The organism is Propionispora vibrioides, from assembly GCF_900110485.1.
In the GTDB taxonomy this organism is placed as follows: Bacteria; Bacillota; Negativicutes; order Propionisporales; family Propionisporaceae; genus Propionispora; species Propionispora vibrioides.
Genome location: NZ_FODY01000020.1, coordinates 27,398 through 44,705 on the forward strand (window position 1 = coordinate 27,398; position 17,308 = coordinate 44,705).

At 51.0% G+C, this 17,308-nt stretch carries 15 protein-coding genes and 3 riboswitches; of the genes, 13 read left to right on the forward strand and 2 right to left on the reverse strand.

All coding sequences use genetic code 11. The features are described 5' to 3' along the window. Nucleotides 1–8: 8 nt before the first annotated feature. From BMW43_RS14730 to BMW43_RS14775, 10 genes are all read left to right on the forward strand, one after another. Nucleotides 9–1,151, forward strand: coding sequence for an acyl-CoA dehydrogenase family protein (locus tag BMW43_RS14730; RefSeq protein WP_091749174.1), 1,143 nt, complete (start codon nucleotides 9–11; stop codon nucleotides 1,149–1,151). A gap of 43 nt (nucleotides 1,152–1,194) precedes the next feature. After that, nucleotides 1,195–2,553: an aldehyde dehydrogenase family protein gene (locus tag BMW43_RS14735; RefSeq protein ID WP_091749176.1), complete on the forward strand. Its 1,359-nt coding sequence runs from the start codon at nucleotides 1,195–1,197 to the stop codon at nucleotides 2,551–2,553. 188 nt (nucleotides 2,554–2,741) lie between these two features. Beyond that, nucleotides 2,742–3,854 (forward strand): 4-hydroxybutyrate dehydrogenase, encoded by a 1,113-nt coding sequence (locus BMW43_RS14740; protein ID WP_091749179.1) that lies wholly within the window; start codon nucleotides 2,742–2,744, stop codon nucleotides 3,852–3,854. 239 nt (nucleotides 3,855–4,093) lie between these two features. After that, entirely contained in the window at nucleotides 4,094–5,557 is a 1,464-nt protein-coding gene (locus BMW43_RS14745) for a 4-hydroxyphenylacetate 3-hydroxylase family protein (RefSeq protein WP_091749182.1), read from the forward strand. A 1-nt stretch (nucleotide 5,558) separates the two neighbouring features. After that, nucleotides 5,559–5,855 (forward strand): NifU family protein, encoded by a 297-nt coding sequence (locus tag BMW43_RS14750; RefSeq protein WP_218140699.1) that lies wholly within the window; start codon nucleotides 5,559–5,561, stop codon nucleotides 5,853–5,855. Between the two features lie 25 nt (nucleotides 5,856–5,880). Further along, nucleotides 5,881–7,176 (forward strand): acetyl-CoA hydrolase/transferase family protein, encoded by a 1,296-nt coding sequence (locus BMW43_RS14755; RefSeq protein WP_091749185.1) that lies wholly within the window; start codon nucleotides 5,881–5,883, stop codon nucleotides 7,174–7,176. Nucleotides 7,177–7,562: 386 nt separating this feature from the next. Further along, nucleotides 7,563–7,985, forward strand: a complete 423-nt coding sequence (locus BMW43_RS14760) for an iron-containing alcohol dehydrogenase (protein ID WP_091749188.1) — start codon at nucleotides 7,563–7,565, stop codon at nucleotides 7,983–7,985. 25 nt (nucleotides 7,986–8,010) lie between these two features. After that, nucleotides 8,011–9,444 (forward strand): monomeric [FeFe] hydrogenase, encoded by a 1,434-nt coding sequence (locus tag BMW43_RS14765; protein ID WP_091749191.1) that lies wholly within the window; start codon nucleotides 8,011–8,013, stop codon nucleotides 9,442–9,444. Nucleotides 9,445–9,482: 38 nt separating this feature from the next. Then, complete coding sequence (locus BMW43_RS14770) at nucleotides 9,483–9,800, forward strand: hypothetical protein (protein WP_091749194.1); 318 nt, start codon at nucleotides 9,483–9,485, stop codon at nucleotides 9,798–9,800. A 56-nt stretch (nucleotides 9,801–9,856) separates the two neighbouring features. Beyond that, nucleotides 9,857–10,420: an adenine nucleotide alpha hydrolase family protein gene (locus tag BMW43_RS14775; protein ID WP_091749197.1), complete on the forward strand. Its 564-nt coding sequence runs from the start codon at nucleotides 9,857–9,859 to the stop codon at nucleotides 10,418–10,420. 195 nt (nucleotides 10,421–10,615) lie between these two features. Here BMW43_RS14775 and BMW43_RS14780 read toward each other — a convergent pair whose 3' ends face one another. Then, on the reverse strand, nucleotides 10,616–10,954 hold the full coding sequence (locus BMW43_RS14780; RefSeq protein ID WP_091749199.1) for a winged helix-turn-helix transcriptional regulator: 339 nt from the start codon (nucleotides 10,952–10,954) through the stop codon (nucleotides 10,616–10,618). Between the two features lie 282 nt (nucleotides 10,955–11,236). On the opposite strand from BMW43_RS14780, the gene BMW43_RS14785 reads away from it, so the two are divergent. After that, entirely contained in the window at nucleotides 11,237–11,902 is a 666-nt protein-coding gene (locus BMW43_RS14785; RefSeq protein WP_091749201.1) for an NAD(P)H-dependent oxidoreductase, read from the forward strand. Between the two features lie 56 nt (nucleotides 11,903–11,958). Here the strand turns inward: BMW43_RS14785 and BMW43_RS14790 are convergent, their stop codons facing one another. After that, nucleotides 11,959–13,632 carry an ABC transporter ATP-binding protein/permease gene (locus BMW43_RS14790; RefSeq protein WP_177173614.1) on the reverse strand — a complete coding sequence of 558 codons (1,674 nt, stop codon included), beginning with the start codon at nucleotides 13,630–13,632 and terminating at the stop codon, nucleotides 11,959–11,961. Nucleotides 13,633–13,829: 197 nt separating this feature from the next. After that, nucleotides 13,830–14,004: riboswitch (cobalamin riboswitch) on the forward strand. A 274-nt stretch (nucleotides 14,005–14,278) separates the two neighbouring features. Next, a riboswitch (cobalamin riboswitch) is annotated at nucleotides 14,279–14,493 on the forward strand. Nucleotides 14,494–14,762: 269 nt separating this feature from the next. After that, nucleotides 14,763–14,977, forward strand: a riboswitch (cobalamin riboswitch). 238 nt (nucleotides 14,978–15,215) lie between these two features. Between BMW43_RS14790 and BMW43_RS14795 the strand changes: the two genes are divergently transcribed. Both BMW43_RS14795 and BMW43_RS14800 read left to right on the forward strand, forming a co-directional pair. Continuing rightward, entirely contained in the window at nucleotides 15,216–15,659 is a 444-nt protein-coding gene (locus tag BMW43_RS14795; protein WP_177173615.1) for an OmpH/Skp family outer membrane protein, read from the forward strand. Nucleotides 15,660–15,854: 195 nt separating this feature from the next. Next, nucleotides 15,855–17,273: a hypothetical protein gene (locus BMW43_RS14800; RefSeq protein WP_091749211.1), complete on the forward strand. Its 1,419-nt coding sequence runs from the start codon at nucleotides 15,855–15,857 to the stop codon at nucleotides 17,271–17,273. Nucleotides 17,274–17,308 lie beyond the last annotated feature (35 nt).

A 17,308-nucleotide genomic window follows, 5' to 3' on the forward strand; every position in this document is an offset into this window, starting at 1 on the left:
GAAAAGACGTGCAGTTTGAGCTGAGCAAGGAACAAGAAGCATGGCGCCGGTTGAGTCAGGAGTTTGCTGTGAAATATATTGCGCCTACCGTGCAGGAACGGGATGAGGCGGAGGAATTTTCCCGCTCGTTGTATGATGAGTTGGGACTGCTGGGGCTTACCGGGATTTGTTTCCCGGAAAAGTATGGCGGTCGCGGCGGCGATTGTCTCAGTTATATCCTGGCAGCGGAAGAGCTGGCCAAGGTGGATGACAGCCTGGCGGTGTCGCTTTCAGCTTCCGTTATGCTCTGTCAATGGCCGCTTTACCAATATGGCACGGAAGACCAAAAGGAACGGTATCTGAAACCGCTGGTGGAAGGAAGGCGGCTGGGGGCTTTTGCGCTGACCGAACCGCAGGCAGGTACTGATGCGGCCGGGCAGCAGACCACAGCCACCCGCCAGGGCGACGGCTACCGGCTGCGGGGCAATAAGATTTTCATTACCAATGGCGGTGAGGCGGAAACCTATGTCGTATTCGCCATGACCGATAAAAGCAAGGGAATCAAAGGAATCAGCGCTTTTATTCTGGAAAAGGGCATGCCTGGCTTTATCTTTGGTAAAACCGAGCGGAAGCTGGGCATCCGCAGTTCGGTGACCAGGGAATTGATTTTCCAGGATGTCTATGTACCCGGAGAGAATTTGCTGGGAGCCGAAGGGCAGGGCTTTAAGATCGCCATGACGACGCTGGATGGCGGACGCATCAGCGTGGCGGCTCAGGCTCTGGGGATTGCCCAGGCCGCGCTGGATTATGCGCTGGCCTATGCCAAGCAAAGAGAGCAGTTTGGCAAACCGGTCGTTGCCAATCAGGGAATTTCCTTCTTATTGGCCGATATGGCGACAAGAGTGGAGGCGGCGCGGCTGCTTACTTATCAGGCGGCGGCCGCCAGAGACTTGGGGAAGTCCTGCGCCAAGGAGGCGGCGATGGCTAAGCTGTTTGCCTCCGATATTGCTATGGCGGTAGCTACCGATGCAGTGCAGATTTTTGGCGGCTATGGCTATCGGCGGGAATTTCCGGTGGAACGTCTGCTGCGCGATGCCAAAATCACCCAGATATTTGAGGGAACCAACCAGGTGCAGCGAATGGTTATTGCCGGTGCATTGCTGAAAGATTGAAAGTACGACTTAATTATAAAACATACGTAAGGAGAGGATTTAAATGGAAGGAACTATAGACATTTTGATGGCGAAGGCCAAGGCGGCGCAGAGCGCCATTGAGGATTACACGCAGGAAGAGATCGATCAATTGGTAAGGGTCATTGGCCAGGTGGTCTATGACAATGCCGAAATGCTGGCGAGAGAGGCGGTAGATGAAACCGGTATGGGTGTCTATGAAGACAAAGTAGCCAAATGCCGGGGTAAATCGCAAACTATCTGGCACAACCTGAAGGATAAGAAATCAGTAGGCATTATTAAAGAGGAACCGGAAAAAGGTTTGCTTTATGTGGCGAAGCCTAAAGGCGTTATTGCTGCGATTACTCCAACCACCAACCCGGTTGTTACGCCTATGTGCAATGCCATGTTTGCCTTAAAGGGCCGGAATGTTATCATCGTGGCACCCCATCCCCGCTCGAAAAAATGTTCCGCTCATACGGTGAATTTAATGCGGAACGAGCTGAAAAAACTGGGTGCTCCGGAAGATTTGATCCAGGTGATTGAGGAGCCGACGATGGAGTTGACCCAGGAATTAATGAAGGCTGCCGACGTAGTGGTTGCTACCGGCGGTATGGGTCTGGTCAAAGCTGCTTATGCCAGCGGTAAACCGGCCTACGGCGTGGGCGCCGGCAATGTGCAGGTTATCGTCGATCGCGGTTATGATTATGATCAGGCGGCTAAGGATATTATTGCGGGCCGTAAATTTGACAATGGGATTATTTGCTCCGGCGAACAATGCATTATTGCGCCGAAGGAAGATCATGTAGCTGTCATGGCCGCTTTTGAACGCAACGGCGCTTACTATATTCAGGATGAATCCACCGTTGATAAGTTTAGAAAAATCATGTTCCCCGAAGGAAAAATCAATTCGGCGCTGGTCGGCAAGTCGGTGCAGTACATTGCTGATGCTGCCGGAGTCAGCGTGCCGGAAAATACGAAGATTATCGTTTTGAAACCGCAGGGACGGGGTACGGCAGATTTATTATGCAAGGAAAAAATGTTCCCCATTATGATTACCCTCCCCTACGATACCTTTGAAGAAGCGGTTGAAATCGCCAACACCAATCTGCTTTATGAGGGAGCCGGTCATACGGCAGCCATTCATTCCCATAATGAAGAGCATATCCGCCAGGCCGGAGCTGTGCTGCCGATCAGCCGCCTGGTAGTCAATCAACCGTCTTCCACCGGTGCCGGCGGCAGCTTCTACAACGGCTTTAACCCGACGACTACCCTGGGTTGCGGTTCGTGGGGCAATAACAGCATCTCTGAAAACCTGAACTATGAACATTTGATTAATGTATCCCGCATCGGCTTTTTCATGAAAGATACTACCATTCCCACGGCCAAAGAAATCTGGGGCTAAGTCAGGAATTTGCTGATTTAGTAAGCATACCGGCACGACGAGAGATTTTTTCGCCTGACAAGGAAGAAAAACAGCAGGAGTCTCATCGCTTTTTAAGTTTTTTCTGACAAAGTCAGGCGGAAAAGATCCGCGTGATGCATCTGCGAATAAATCAACGGTTTCCTAAATAAAACAGGAGGTTGATAAATATGGTACCTTTTAGACTGGTTCCCCGTATCGCATTGCATTCGAGCTTTGCGGAATTTATTAAGGAATTTCAGCTTAATGGCGAGGACTTAATTGTTACTAACGAATTTATTCAGACCGGAGTGAAACCGGCCGATTTGGCGGCCCGGGTTGTTTTTCAGGAACGGTTTGGTACAGGCGAACCTTCCAATGTGATGATGGACAGTATTTTTCAGGAAGCGCGCCGTCAGCCTTATAAACGGGTCATAGCCGTAGGCGGCGGTACGGTCATCGATGTGGCTAAGTTGTTGGCTTTGGGCGGCAACGGCAGCACGGTGGATTATTTTGAAGGGCGCATCCCGGTGGAAAAAGCCAGGGAACTGATTATTATCCCGACAACCTGCGGGACCGGCAGCGAAGTAACCAACATTGCCATTATGGAGATCAAAGAACAGAAGACAAAAAAAGGGCTGGCGACAGATGCGATTTTTGCCGACTATGCTGTTCTAATTCCGGAACTCTTAGCGAGCCTGCCTTATCAGGTATTTGCTACCAGCTCGATCGACGCCCTGATTCACGCGACGGAATCCTTTGTGGCACCGGGATCAAATCCTCTGACCGAATTATATGCCATACAGGCCATTGCCATGATTTTGCAGGGTTATAAGACCATTGCTGCGGAAGGGAAGGACTCTCGGCGGGAGCTTATGGGAGACTTCCTGCTGGCCAGCACTTATGCCGGCATCGCCTTTGGCAATACCGGGGTTGGGGCGGTGCATGCCCTGTCTTATCCGCTGGGCGGCGTATATCACGTGCCGCATGGCGAAGCCAATCAGCAGATGTTTACCACCATCTTCCGGGCCTATAAAGAAATCAAGGCGCAGGGGAAAATCGAAGCGTTGGAAGAAATTCTGGCGCACAATCTAGGCGTCTCGGTAAATGAAGTATGGCCGGCTTTTGACAGCCTGTTGGAGGCTATTCTCCCCAGAAAACCGCTCAAGGCATACGGTATGAAAGAAGAAGATATTGTGCTCTTTACCGACAGTGTCATAAAAAATCAGCAGCGGTTATTGAAAAACAATTATGTTTCCTTGTCCAGAGAGCAGATGATCGCCATTTACACCGAGTTGTACTAGATGCTGTTTAATGAACCTGTCGTTATGACGAATAAATTTTTCGCCTGACAAGGAAGTAAAGCCGCACAGGCTACTTCAAAGATTTTCTAACATGGCCTGACGAAAAAAGATCCGTCAGAACGTGCAGTGAGAATAAATATTTTTTACCCGGGGCGTGTCTTGAAACTAACGGAATGATCCAGATAAGAGACACGCCCGAAGGAACCACTGAAATAGACAAAAATAAGGAGGGTTTTACTATGGCGTTGAAAACACCGGAACAGTACGAGGAAAGTTTGCGCAAACTTAAGCTCAAGGTATATCTGCAGGGAGAATTGGTGGAAAACCCGGTAGATCATCCGATCATCCGGCCGTCGATGAATTCGGTGAAAAAAACCTACGAACTGGCCCAGAAGCCGGAATATGCCGATCTGATGACGGCTGTATCCCATTTGACGGGAGAAAAGGTCAACCGTTTTTGCCATTTGCATCAAAGTACCGGAGACCTGGTGAATAAAGTGAAGATGCAGCGTCTGCTGGGTCAGCAGACTGCAGCTTGCTTCCAGCGCTGTGTGGGCATGGACGCGATCAATGCCGTGGACAGTGTAACCTTTGAGATGGACCAAAAATTAGGCACTAACTATCATGAACGGTTTAATCAGTTCTTGTTGAAAATGCAGCAGGAGGACTGGACGGTTGACGGTGCCATGACCGATCCCAAGGGTGACCGGAGTCTGGCCCCCAGTAAACAGGCCGATCCCGATCTCTATGTTCATGTTGTGGAAAAGCGGCAGGATGGCATTGTGGTTCGCGGTGCCAAGGCGCATCAAACAGGCGCGATTAATTCCCACTGGATCTTGGTTATGCCGACCATCGCCATGGGCAAGGATGACGCCGAGTATGCGCTTTCCTTTGCTGCACCGGCTGATGCGGAAGGTATCTTTTATATCTATGGCCGCCAGTCCTGTGATACGCGGAAGCTGGAAGGCGGCAAGATTGATGTAGGCAACAGCGAATTTGGCGGCCATGAAGCACTGATGGTATTTGATGATGTGTTTGTTCCCTGGGAAAACGTGTTCATGTGTGGTGAAGCTGAATTTAGCGGTCTGTTGGTCGAGCGGTTTGCCGGTTACCACCGTCAAAGCTATGGCGGCTGTAAGGTTGGCGTAGGTGACGTCCTGATTGGGGCTGCCGCCGTGGCTGCCGAGTATAACGGCGCGGCTAAAGCTTCCCATGTGAAAGATAAGCTGATTGAAATGACCCATTTGAATGAGACCTTATATGCCTGCGGCATTGCCTGCTCGGCGGAAGGCCATAAAACGGCATCAGGCAATTATCTGATCAACCTGTTGCTGGCCAATGTCTGTAAGCAGAATGTTACCCGCTATCCTTACGAAATTGCCAGATTAGCCGAAGATATTGCCGGCGGTCTGATGGTTACCATGCCGTCGGAAAAAGATTTGCATAATCCTGAAATTGGCAAAGTAGTGGAGAAATACTTTAAGGGTGTGTCTGATGTGCCGATGGAGCAGCGGATGCGGATTTTGCGTCTGGTGGAAAACCTTACCCTGGGTACGGCGGCGGTCGGCTACCGGACGGAATCGATGCATGGAGCCGGTTCACCCCAGGCTCAGCGCATCATGATTGCCCGCCAGGGTAATCTGGAGCAGAAAAAACAACTGGCTAAAGCCATCGCGGGAATTACTCAGGACAAGGCTAACTGAGATGAGTGAGAACGCCCTGGAAGATAAGCTAAAGCAAGTTATGGATGAAAAAGTTCGTCCTTTATTGGCCGCACATCAAGGGGATATCCAGGTAGTGGATGTGAAAGCCGGCATCGTAACCGTAAGACTGACCGGGGCTTGTGCAACATGCCCCGGTTCCCGGTCTACAGTGGCCGATATAGTGGAAACACAGATAAAAGAAGCCCTGCCGGAAATAAAGAAGGTCGTGCTGGTGGAGCAGTCGGTTAGTTCTGAACTGATTGCCGAGGCCTTACGGCTGCTAAGACATGAACGGTGAGGGTGGGGGAAGAGGGGAAACAGTCATGAAAACCTGGCAGGAAACATATAAAAATAAAATTATGTCACCCCGGCAGGCGGTACAGGCGGTTAAAAACGGTGACCGGATTGTGGTCGGTCATGCCTGCGGCGAGCCGACAGTATTGGTCGAGGCGCTCACTGAACGGGCACCGGAATTGGCAAACGTGGAAATTGTTCACATGGTGGCGATGGGGGATGCTCCTTATGCCCGACCGGGCATGGAAGATAATTTCCGCCATAATGCTCTGTTTGTCGGAAAATCAACCAGAAAGGCTGTGGAAGAGCAGCGGGCCGACTATACTCCCTGCTTTTTTTCTGAGATACCGCGGCTGTTTAAAAATAATATTCTGCCGGTTGATGTCGTCTTACTGCAAGTAACGCCGCCTGATGCCGACGGCTATTGCAGCTACGGGATTTCCGCCGACTATACGGTAGCAGGAGCGGAATGCGCCAAAACGGTCATTGCTCAGGTTAACAGCCGGCTGCCCCGTACCGGTGGAGCCAAGCTTTCTGTTCGTGACATCGATATTCTGGTGCCGCAGGACGCGGAGCTGATTGAACTGCCGCCGCCGGTCATTGGCGAGGTGGAAAAAAGAATCGGTGAGCAAATTGCCAGTCTGGTACCGGATGGGGCGACACTGCAATTGGGTATTGGCGCGATTCCTGATGCTGTTTTACTGTTTCTGGGCAATAAGAAGGAGCTGGGCATCCATTCCGAAATGTTCTCCGACGGTGTCGTGGCGCTGGCGGAAGCCGGAGTGATCACCAACCGGCAAAAGACCCTTAATCCCGGAAAATTCATTGCCACCTTTCTGATGGGAACGAGAAAGCTCTATGATTTTGTGCATAACAATCCGGCGGTGGAACTCCACCCTGCCGATTATACCAATGATCCCTTTGTCATTGCCCAGCATGACCGGATGATCTCCATTAATTCCGCTTTGCAGGTAGATCTGATGGGCCAGGTCAATGCGGAGATGATCGGCAGCAGGCAGTTTAGCGGTATTGGCGGTCAGATTGACTTTATCCGCGGCGCCGGTCGTTCCAAACAGGGTATTTCGATTATTGCATTGCCGGCGACGGCTGCCGGCGGGAAAATATCCCGCATTGCCTGTGCGCTGGATGAGGGAGCTGCCGTATCCACTTCGCGTAATGATGTGCACTATGTTGTTACCGAATACGGCATGGCCGATTTGCGGGGAAAAACGCTCCGCCAACGGGCAGCGGCATTGATTGCCATTGCTCATCCGGATTTCCGGGCAGCATTAACGGAACAGGCAAAGCAGAAAAAGCTTCTTTAAGAAGAGGATTGAAAAGGCCGGTTGGCTGCCAACAGAACGAAGCCGTAAAGGAACCGCTGATTTAATGAGCCTGCCAGCCTGGCGAGAGATTTTCTCGGCTGGCAAGGAAGTAAAACCGCAGGAATAGCGGCCCCTATTTCAAGGTTTGGCTGACGCAGCCAGTCGGAAAAAGATCCGCCAATGGTTCGCCGACTTTGAAAGTACAAATTAATTTGCGGGAATTTTTTCGTAAGGCAAGGCGGAGGAGACGCACCTATCGAACATAGGTAAGTCGACGACAACGAGGCCTTGCGGAAAAAGGACCATAAAGGAATTGTATTTTCAGAGTTGGTGGACCACTAGCTGCGTGGTGTGAATAAATCAGTGGTTCCTGAAGGAGGAACAGGATGAAAAACAGTGCGTTAACCCGCTGCCATTATGTATCGGGGAAGAAAACAATCAGTGATATTGGCCGATATATTGCGCTTACCGGCAGAAAAGCCCTCGTTTTAGGAACGCAGAGCAATCTTGCCGCTATCAAGCCGTTACTGGCTGATAGCTGCCGGTTGCATCAAGTGGAGTTTGTCATGGAACGGTTTAATGGTCATGATTCCAGACAGGAAATTAACCGAATGGTTGCCCTGGCCATATGCAAGGTAAACGCCAGCATCATTGTTGCGATTGGCAACGGCAGGGTGGCAGCCATCGGCGAAGCGGTGGCTGGATTGGCTAAACTGCCTGTTATGGTGATTCCGGTGTCTGCTGTGACTGAAACCTTTTTTCCGGGAGAACTACCGGAACCGACTCAGTATGAACGAAGTTTTGGCTAATAAAAAAGTAAGGCGAGGATAATCTATGGCAAATATTAGTGAAGCTGTGAAGATTAGGCGGGAAGTCTTAAAAGAACTGGCTAAGAAGGCTTTTGACGGGACGCTGAAGGATACTGTACGGGATATATTGTATACAGTTGTGACCGATGATGGACCAAGACATCGTTGCTGTATCTACCGGGAGAGAAGTATTCTGGAGGAACGGGTTCATCTGGCGCTTAGCCAGCCGATGGATATTCCGCTGGAGCTTGCAGCGGCACAAGCTTTGCAGGGAAAAATAGCGAAAGGACCGGTTATGTCCATGCTGCCATCAGCCTGTGACCGCTGTCTGGCCGATAAGTTTATGGTCACTGATGCCTGCCGGAATTGCCTGGCTCATCATTGTATCGTCAGTTGTCCTAAAAATGCAATATTCACAGTACGGAACAGGGCTTATATTGACCGGGAGAAATGCTGCTCCTGCGGCAGATGCAAAACGGCCTGTTCGTACAGTGCGATTGTTGAAATCAAGCATCCCTGTGAACATGCCTGCGAGGTGCAGGCAATTACGGCGGCGCCGAATAAAAAGGCTGTCATTGATCATGAGAAATGTGTAGCCTGTGGTGCCTGCAAGACAGCCTGTCCCTTTGGAGCGATCGGTGACCGTTCGGTACTGGTGCAGGTTATTCGGACATTAAACAAACGGCGGACCTATGCCATGCTGGCTCCTTCCTTTGTCGGCCAGTTTGGTGTAAAGGTCACAGCCGCTCAGGTGGTTGCTGCTTTGCGTAAAGCCGGATTTTATGCCGTGGCCGAGGTGTCTGTCGGCGCCGACTGGGTGATTGCCCGCGAAGCGGCGGAATTTACCGAACAGGTGCCGGCAAGTAAACCATTTATGACCAGTTCCTGCTGTCCGGCTTTTGTGGGAATGATCAAAAAACATGCCAAAGAGTATGAAGAACATCTTTCGACAACCGTTTCGCCCATGGTGGCGTTGGCGAGGCTGCTCAAGGAAAAAGACCCGGAAGCTGTGACGGTGTTTATCGGACCTTGTATTGCTAAAAAAGCGGAAGCCCTTGCTTATCCGGCAGACGTCGATTTTGTATTGACCTTTGAGGAAGCGGAAGCCTTACTGACAGGAGCAGGCCTGCAGGCGGCAATGATGCCGGACGAAGCGATGGGCAGCCAGGCTACGGCAAGTGGCAATTTGTTTGCTATAGCCGGTGGTGTGGCTCAGGCGGTAGCCCAGGCGGTACAGGCACAGGACGGGGAGGTAACCGTAACAGCCTGCCAAAGCGAAGGCCTGGAAGCTTGCCAGGCTATGCTGAAGCAACTAAAAAAAGGTGAACTGACAGTTAATTTTATGGAAGGAATGGCCTGCAGCGGCGGCTGTTCCGGTGGCCCGGGAACGATGAATGATGTCCGGGTAACGCAGCGGCTGGTTAAAAACTTTTCACAGACGGCACGTTGCGGATCGTGAGGTTTGATACACAGACGGCAGGTATAGGGGTGATTCGGATGAATAGAAGGCGGCGGATTGCCATTTATTTTTGTGGGGGTTGCAACCCACGCATTAACAGAGACGAAATAGCCGGACAACTGATCCGTTCGTTGTCCCGCGATTATACGGTTTTATTTAATACCAATAAAGCCGATTATATTGTGTACTTGTGCGGTTGTACGGCGGGCTGCAGCTGGAAAAAGCGCGATGACTCCATACCGGGTGTTTGTGTAGCCGGTGAAATGGTGAACGGCTGGTTTGTCAGCAAACCGGAGATCGTTGCGGATATTATCCGGAAAATAAAGGACTTCTTTGGCGGTACGGCAGAGAGCTGAAGACTGATCTTTGATCATACAGGTAAATAGAGAAGAGAAGCAGGCAGGAGGTTGCGATGGCGGGGATTTGGATTTTTTCAGAAAAGGTGGAAATAGCAAAACGGCTGATTACATTGGGAACAGAGCTTAGACAGGCGCTGGGCCAGCCGCTGCGGGTTTTTTGCTTTGAGGCGAAAACAGGACTGGAATACATTGATTGCGGAGCCGATGAAGGGATGATTTTACGGGAATACCTGGGCTATACCGTTAGCTACTCGCAAAGCATAATTCAGCTTGCCTTGCGGGAAGAACCTGCCGTTATCCTACTGGATGATACTTTGCGCGGCAGGGACTTGGCTATGGCATTGGCTGTACGGCTGCCGATGAGACTGGTTCATGATGCTTTACAGGCCGGTTTTGATGGCAAAGATCTATTGGTTAAAAGGAAAGTAGACGGAGGCGGCATGGTTCTTACCGGTCGGCAAAGTCTGCCGGCGATTATCACGCTGGCAGTCGATGCGTATCCGGCTGCTGCCGATACAGAACGGGCCGGACGACTCATCCATATGCCGTTAAACAGCGGCGGTAGAACACCGTTGATGCTGCCAGGGCTAATGCTCGGGGTCTTATCCGATGAGTAGCCTGTTCTATAACTCATTCTTTTAAGCAGGAGCTATACCCATGAGCACAGGGTAATTCCGGTTAAGCTTCAGAGCGTGTAAAAACATTTTCTGAAGCTTAACCGACTCTCTGCAGTATGATGATAAGCTATAATAAATAAAGCCCGCTTTCTTGGCTTATGACAAGAGAGCGGGCTTTAACTTGTGTTCAGAGAATTATGCTTTTCGCTGCTGGTAATCGTTGCCCCAGTTGTATAACGCCTGAATGATGGGATGCATAGAATGACCCAGTTCGGTCAGTTCATATTCCACCCGGGGCGGTACTTCGGCATAGACGGTTCGCTTGACAATCCCGTCCTGCTCCAGTTCCCGCAATTGCAGGGTCAAGGCACGATGCGTCACTGTTGTCATTAACCGTTGCAGCTCATTGAACCGCTTCTTGCCTTCAAGCAAACGATACAGAATAATTCCCTTCCATTTACCGCCGATGATATTTAGCGTCGTTTCTACAGGACAAGGTTTGTGAGTGCAAGCAGTCTTTTCTGTGTTTTCCATCTTAGGGCCTCCTTCGCCGGATATGTGCTCCGCCAACTTTGAAACCGGAAGATGATGGTGAGGCAAAATTTTGTCGGCCAAGGCGGGGGAAGGAGGCGTACGAAATTTTGACCGTCAGCAATTTCTGCTTTCCAGGTTGGTGGAGTATTAGGTAGAGTAAGGATAAAAAGGATACTTAGGTAACATCTTGTATATTATATATAAAAAATGTGCGTACTTCAACTAAAGAATATGGCATGATATACTGACGGTAATTTCATTCAGAAAGGCAGGAAGGTAGTTATGAACAGTAAACAGGAACATATTTTGGAGGTATTTCAATTCCGGCATGCCTGCAAGCATTTCAATGCGGCTAAAGCCGTTTCGGAAAAGGACTTTTCCGTTATTCTGGAAGCGGCGCGTCTTTCGCCCAGCTCTTTTGGTTTTGAGCCCTGGCGATTTCTTGTTGTACAAAGTGCCGAATTAAAGGAGAAACTTTTTCCTGTAGCCTGGGGAGCCCGGAACAGCTTTAACGGCGCCAGTCATTTTGTAATTTTGCTGGCAAGGAAAAAGGCGGATACTGTTTATAGTTCGGACTATGTTAGCTACATAATGAAAGATATACAAAAACTGCCGCAGAACATAGCGGAACAAAAAAAACAAGCCTTCGAGGAATTTCAAAAGCATGATTTTGCTTTATTGGAGAGTGACCGGGCAGTTTTTGACTGGGCCTGCAAACAAACCTATATTGCCATGGCCAATATGATGACAACGGCCGCTTTGTTAAAAATAGACTCGTGCCCGATTGAGGGCTTCAACCGGGCAGCAGTGGAAAAAATCCTCCTGGAAGAAGGAATTCTGGATGCCGGACATTTTGGCGTATCGGCTATGGTCAGCTTTGGCTATCGCGCCGTTGAGCCGCATCCCAAAACCCGGCAGCCACTGACTTCCGTCGTACAATGGGTGTGATTGTCCAACCATCTGACACAGCCAGGTAAAAATTTTGGTGTCACATAATCTGTAAATTAATCAGTGCGTAATTGTAAATGACGTTGATGATAGGGCAGCAAGCCCTTCCGGTGGCCAACGCTGATCAGCGTGGTTGCCGGAAGCTTTTGCCGGAGACAGGCGTAGAGCCGCTCTTCCGTAGCCGGATCGAGACTGGCAGTTGCTTCATCTAAAAAGAGCCAGGCGGGCTTGTGCAGGATTGCTCTGATTAGCGACAGGCATTGCTGCTGACCAAGGGATAAGCTTTTAGGCCAGTCTTCATACTCATTCAGCCTGGCGTACAGAGCGGGCAATTGGCAGCAAATTAACAGTTCTTGCAGGACTTCATCGCTGACCGGCGGATGCTGGGGATAAAGCAGAAGCTCCCGTAAAGTGGTTTTAAAGAGATAAGGCGTTTGTGGCAGGAAAAATTGGGATTGCCGGCCCGGTTTTAGTACCAGGCCGCTGAAGTGAGGCCAAATACCGGCAATGGTCCGCAGCAGCGTTGTTTTGCCGCAGCCTGGCGGACCGCTGATCAGCAGGTGTTCCTGTGGGCGGAGTGTGCAGGAGATATTTTTTTGCAGAACGTCGCCGGTAGGTGAAAATAAAGTGACATTTTTTAGTTCAAACTGATTTGCTTTTTGCGGGACGGTAGTTCCTTCGGCCTTGGCCAGCTTTTCCACAGCCGACATCATATGGATAAAATGGGTAAGCCGGATATGGACGGCTTTCCAGAGAGCCAGTTTATTAAAGTTTTCCACCATATAGGACAATGAGGCGTGGACATACCAATAAGCACCGGAGATTTCAAATAACTGGCCTAACTGTATTTCGTTGGAAAAGTAACGGGGCGACGATACCAGAAAGGCGAACACGATGGATAACTGAGAGTAGGCTACCGACAGCAGGGTAAGATTTTTCGTGGCCTTGGCAATGGCCAGGTAATTTTGCGCCAGCTTTCTAAAATGCCTGGTGAGGGTTATTTGTTCCGTTGCTTCGCCCCTGTAGAGGGCCACGCTTTCGTCATGGCCGCCCAGATGATCCAGGTGACTGCGGAAATCGGCTTCGGCGGTTTGCTGGACTACATTGCGGGAAACCAGCGGAAGGCCGGCCCGGAAAGTAAACCAGGTTCCGGTAAGTGAGTAGAACAAGGCCAGCCAGAGCAGATAGCCGGGGAGAGCAAACGGGAAAAAGGGTAGTGTCAGCGTACCGGATAATTGCCAAAGGACAGTGGAAAATACGGCCAGTGTAGTCAAGTGGCGCAGCACGTCCACCACAATATCAACCGTGGTATTGATGAAAATACGAATATCTTCACTGATTCGCTGGCCCGGATTGTCAATGGACGTTTGCAATAGGTTCAGATGATAGTAAGTCCGGTTAGTCAGCCAGAGACGGGTAAATACGTCAGTCAGCCACTGCCGCCAACGGAGCTGCAGCAGCAGCTTGCCGTAAGACTGGTAGCCTGAGGTCAGGATATAGAGGGTCGATATGAGCAGAAACTGCAGCAGGGTCCGGTGAAAGCCGGGGCGGTCATAAGCCTGCAACTGGTTGTAAAAGCCTGCCTGCCAGTTGTTTAAGGCCAGATTGAGCGATACGATGACGACAGTACAGCCGATAACCAGCAAAGCGAGAAACCAGGCCACGTGGCTTTTGCCGGAAACCCAGTAAGTAAGAGAAAGTCGCAGCAGATTGTTGGGCGGAGCTTTCAAGGAACAGCCTCCTTTAACGGAATGGAAATGGCTGATGCAGTTCATTATATGAGGTGCCGGAACATGGTATGAGTGCGGGATTTTGAATGGGGGACAATGTGATACGCTTAGAATATATTGTATACAACCGAATATATGTTGACAGAATTAACCATTAGTGGTACTTTTTAATTAAAGGAAAAACAAAGATTTTTATAAAATTTCATATGAAATCAGGTATCCGGCAGTAGGCCGGATTTAAAAGGGAAGTCCGGTGTGATTCCGGCGCTGTCTCGCAACTGTGAAGGAGAGCCATGTTTCTGTAAGCCTCTTACCAAGGAGGAAGATGGCCATGACCCTAAGTCAGGGTACTGCCTGGTTTTAGCATCCGTACAGCCTGCGATGGACAGGTCTGGGATTAAGAACACTTGCAGGCATGGAGATAGCTCTCTGAGTTATAACTTGACGGTAGGCTTATTAAGATGAGCCTTTTCGCCTTAATAGCATGTAGGTTCTTAACCCGGCATTGACAGCAGGCGGCTTTGAAAAAAGTAAAGCGTCAATTGTTCCGCCGGACGGAACGATTGACGCTCTTTTGTTTATCGGCAAGTCGTATGACGAAGCATATCGATAAGCAGGACTGCATAGGATGAGAAAGTGACGAAAACTATATAGCGTTGGGATAGGTGCCCTACGGGGCTTAATAGGGAAGCCGGTTGAAGGCCGGCGCGGACCCGCCACTGTAATGGGGAGCAAACTTGCAGTATAGTGTCGATCTTAAACTTGATCGTACTGTACTCTGCCACTGGAGCGAACGCTTTGGGAAGGCGCAGGGGAGCGAGGAACCAGAGCCAGGAGAACTGCCTTATCCGACAATCACCGTTGGTGTTGTGACAAGTTCAAAATAGGAACTTGTTGCCACACAGAACCCGCGATGGACCGGGGAGGGGATTACGCTTAAAACCAGGGACAGTGTCTGCCTGGTTGGCGTAAGCACACTCCCGTAAAGGGAGTTTTTTTATTTGGTACACCTGGACCGGTGGATCTGGTAAAGGGTTAGCTGTGTACAGGCTTTGCGATGGCTTTACATAACAGGTTGGAGCCTATAGTGAGGCAGTCGCGCAGTACCGCATAGGAAGAAAGTAACACAACTATATAGCGTTGGGATAGGTGCCCTACGGGGCTTAATAGGGAAGCCGGTTGAAGGCCGGCGCGGACCCGCCACTGTAATGGGGAGTGAACTTGCAGTATAGTGCCGATCTTAAACCTGATCGTACTGTACTCTGCCACTGGAGCGAACGCTTTGGGAAGGTGCAGGGGAGCGAGGAACCAGAGCCAGGAGAACTGCCTTATCCGACAATCACCGTTAGTGTGTGACCAGTTCAAAATTAGGAACTTGTTGCCACACAGAACCCGCGATGGATCGGGGGAGGGGATTACGCTTAAAACCAGGGACCGTGTCCGCCTGGTTGGCGTAAGCACACTCCCGTAAAGGGAGTTTTTTATTTGGCAGGTTGCTTTGTAGCCAAGGCAGGGGTTAGCCGTAGACAAGCCCCGCCGCCGGCTGTACATAACAGATAGAGATTATGGTAAGGAGAGAGTACATGAAAAAAATATCCCGAATGATTTCTCTGGTGGCAGCGGCTTTGTTCCTGTCCGGACTGGTTGCGCCGGCCCCGGCTCTGGCCGCTAAGGCCGCCCCAGAACCAAACGTCGGCTATGTCGACCGGCAGCAGGTTTTTAACAGTTATCCTGGCATTCAGGACCTCCTGCGGCAGATTCAAAGCATGCGGGAGGCGGCGCAAAAAGACTATGACGCCCGGAGCAAAGATCTGTCGCCCGGGGAGCGAAAAGCACTGAATGATACCATCGCCCGCGAGGAAGCGCAGCGGGAGGACGCCCTGATGAAACCGGTAGGCGATAAAATCGAGGCGTCGATCAAGGCTGTAGCCGGAGAAAAGGGCTTGCCCGCCATCGTCGACGCAGGCATTGTGGTCTATGGCGGCATCGACATCACCGCCGACGTGATTGCCAAAATGAAACAGTAAGCGGCGGCGTGTTTGGCGGCACTGAAAGCCTAACCGTCCTGCCCGGCCGTGATAACGACGCCCGGACAGGCTGTGATAGGAATTCGTGATAAGGAGGTGAGTTCTTTTCCGATGAGCAGTAAGGGAAAGACCTCAGCAGCCGACAAGCTGTTGGGGGGCGCAAGGTAAGAAAAAGCAAAAGGGAGAGTGAGTTGTATGTCTAGTAAAGTAGCGGTAACTGCCTATAACTATCCGGCGCCTGATTACGTTGGGGTGGGGGATGTCAGCACGGCCCAGTATGCCGGCGGTACCAGCGGTACCGTGATTGCCACGCAGACAGGTGTGGTCACCCAGTATACCGATGGTGGCAGTACGGTCTCGCTGCCTGGTGACACCAAAGTATTCCACTTCAAAAACAGCTCCGGTGTGGATCAGGCTTTGGTTACAGCAACACAGTGGACTAGCGGGACGCCGGTATGCAAATACCTGATTTTTGATGCTACCGTTCCAGCCACGATTCCTACCGGTTACAATTGGGGAACACCGGTGTATGGTCCTACCACCTGGGCCATTGGCAGCACTGCCTTAGCCAACCTGTACAAAATCCAGACAACGACCATCAGCGGTACCTTCTATATCTACGGCATTGACTATGATGCCGCCAGCGCCTTCCGTCTCGCGGCCAGCGGCTCGACCTATACGCTGGATACCACCAATTACTATACCTTTGACCGGCCTTCTGCGGCCAGTGAAGGACACGGCGTTGATTTGCAAATTGTCGGCAGTAATGTGTTTACTCTCTGGATCAGCGGGACCAACCTGTCATCGGGAGCGCCCAGCGCATCTTACCTTGACAGTACGGTGGTTAAGACCAATCTGACGTTCGGCGGCGCCACCTATGCCGGACCTCATGGCAGCACGACGCCGAGCGGGACTAAGCCGGCTAAAAACGCATTCAGCATCCAGCCCTATAGCGGCGTACTGCTGCTGACTGCCATCGGCGGACCGCAGCAGGCCGGCACCTGGAATCCTGACTCCCGCATTCAACAGATTGATCAGAGCACGCTGGCTGTTAGCGATTTGCTTTTGGCAGCCGCCAGTTCCAGTGATCCGGCGGAAGACCAGTTCGATTTCCGGGCGCTGTCGTTTAATGCCAGTGGTACGGAAGTCTTTATTCTGACGGGCATCTACAATTCCAGCTTTTCTACTATGAATTGGCGTTTGTACTGGCTCACTATGAACTCACTGCTCAATGCCGGTGGTGCTTTGCTTAGTGATTTAGTGGCAGCCAGTGCTCCAGATCCAACGGCAACGGTTATAACGTCGGGAAGCTCAGCCGGCTATCTTTGGGCGCTGCTGTATTCGGAAAGTACGCAGAAAACCTGGTTCAGCCGCGGCAATGATCTGGCAATTTACAATACCGGCGGTATGGTCGGCAGTGCGGCGGCGATCGGTAGCCTGACCACCCTGGGCAGCGGCTCCTATCTTAACTCCATTACCATCTACGGCGGCGAAGAGGCGCCAACAGCCAAGACCTTAAAAGGCTATGTTGCACCGGCCTTCGCCTCCAATACGGCGGCAGCCCTTATCGAACGCAAGCGCTTGCTGGAGCAAATTGCGGCAGCCAAAGACTAAGCAGCGTTTCTGGCGGAGGGAATGGCTTGTCCCTC

Bases quoted from the DNA above. Each gene is read 5' to 3' on its own strand.
- BMW43_RS14735 (WP_091749176.1), top strand. From the start codon at position 1,195: ATGGAAGGAACTATAGACATTTTGATGGCGAAGGCCAAGGCGGCGCAG.
- BMW43_RS14740 (WP_091749179.1), top strand. From the start codon at position 2,742: ATGGTACCTTTTAGACTGGTTCCCCGTATCGCATTGCATTCGAGCTTT.
- BMW43_RS14745 (WP_091749182.1), top strand. From the start codon at position 4,094: ATGGCGTTGAAAACACCGGAACAGTACGAGGAAAGTTTGCGCAAACTT.
- BMW43_RS14750 (WP_218140699.1), top strand. From the start codon at position 5,559: ATGAGTGAGAACGCCCTGGAAGATAAGCTAAAGCAAGTTATGGATGAA.
- BMW43_RS14755 (WP_091749185.1), top strand. From the start codon at position 5,881: ATGAAAACCTGGCAGGAAACATATAAAAATAAAATTATGTCACCCCGG.
- BMW43_RS14760 (WP_091749188.1), top strand. From the start codon at position 7,563: ATGAAAAACAGTGCGTTAACCCGCTGCCATTATGTATCGGGGAAGAAA.
- BMW43_RS14765 (WP_091749191.1), top strand. From the start codon at position 8,011: ATGGCAAATATTAGTGAAGCTGTGAAGATTAGGCGGGAAGTCTTAAAA.
- BMW43_RS14770 (WP_091749194.1), top strand. From the start codon at position 9,483: ATGAATAGAAGGCGGCGGATTGCCATTTATTTTTGTGGGGGTTGCAAC.
- BMW43_RS14775 (WP_091749197.1), top strand. From the start codon at position 9,857: ATGGCGGGGATTTGGATTTTTTCAGAAAAGGTGGAAATAGCAAAACGG.
- BMW43_RS14780 (WP_091749199.1), bottom strand. From the start codon at position 10,954: ATGGAAAACACAGAAAAGACTGCTTGCACTCACAAACCTTGTCCTGTA.
- BMW43_RS14785 (WP_091749201.1), top strand. From the start codon at position 11,237: ATGAACAGTAAACAGGAACATATTTTGGAGGTATTTCAATTCCGGCAT.
- BMW43_RS14795 (WP_177173615.1), top strand. From the start codon at position 15,216: ATGAAAAAAATATCCCGAATGATTTCTCTGGTGGCAGCGGCTTTGTTC.
- BMW43_RS14800 (WP_091749211.1), top strand. From the start codon at position 15,855: ATGTCTAGTAAAGTAGCGGTAACTGCCTATAACTATCCGGCGCCTGAT.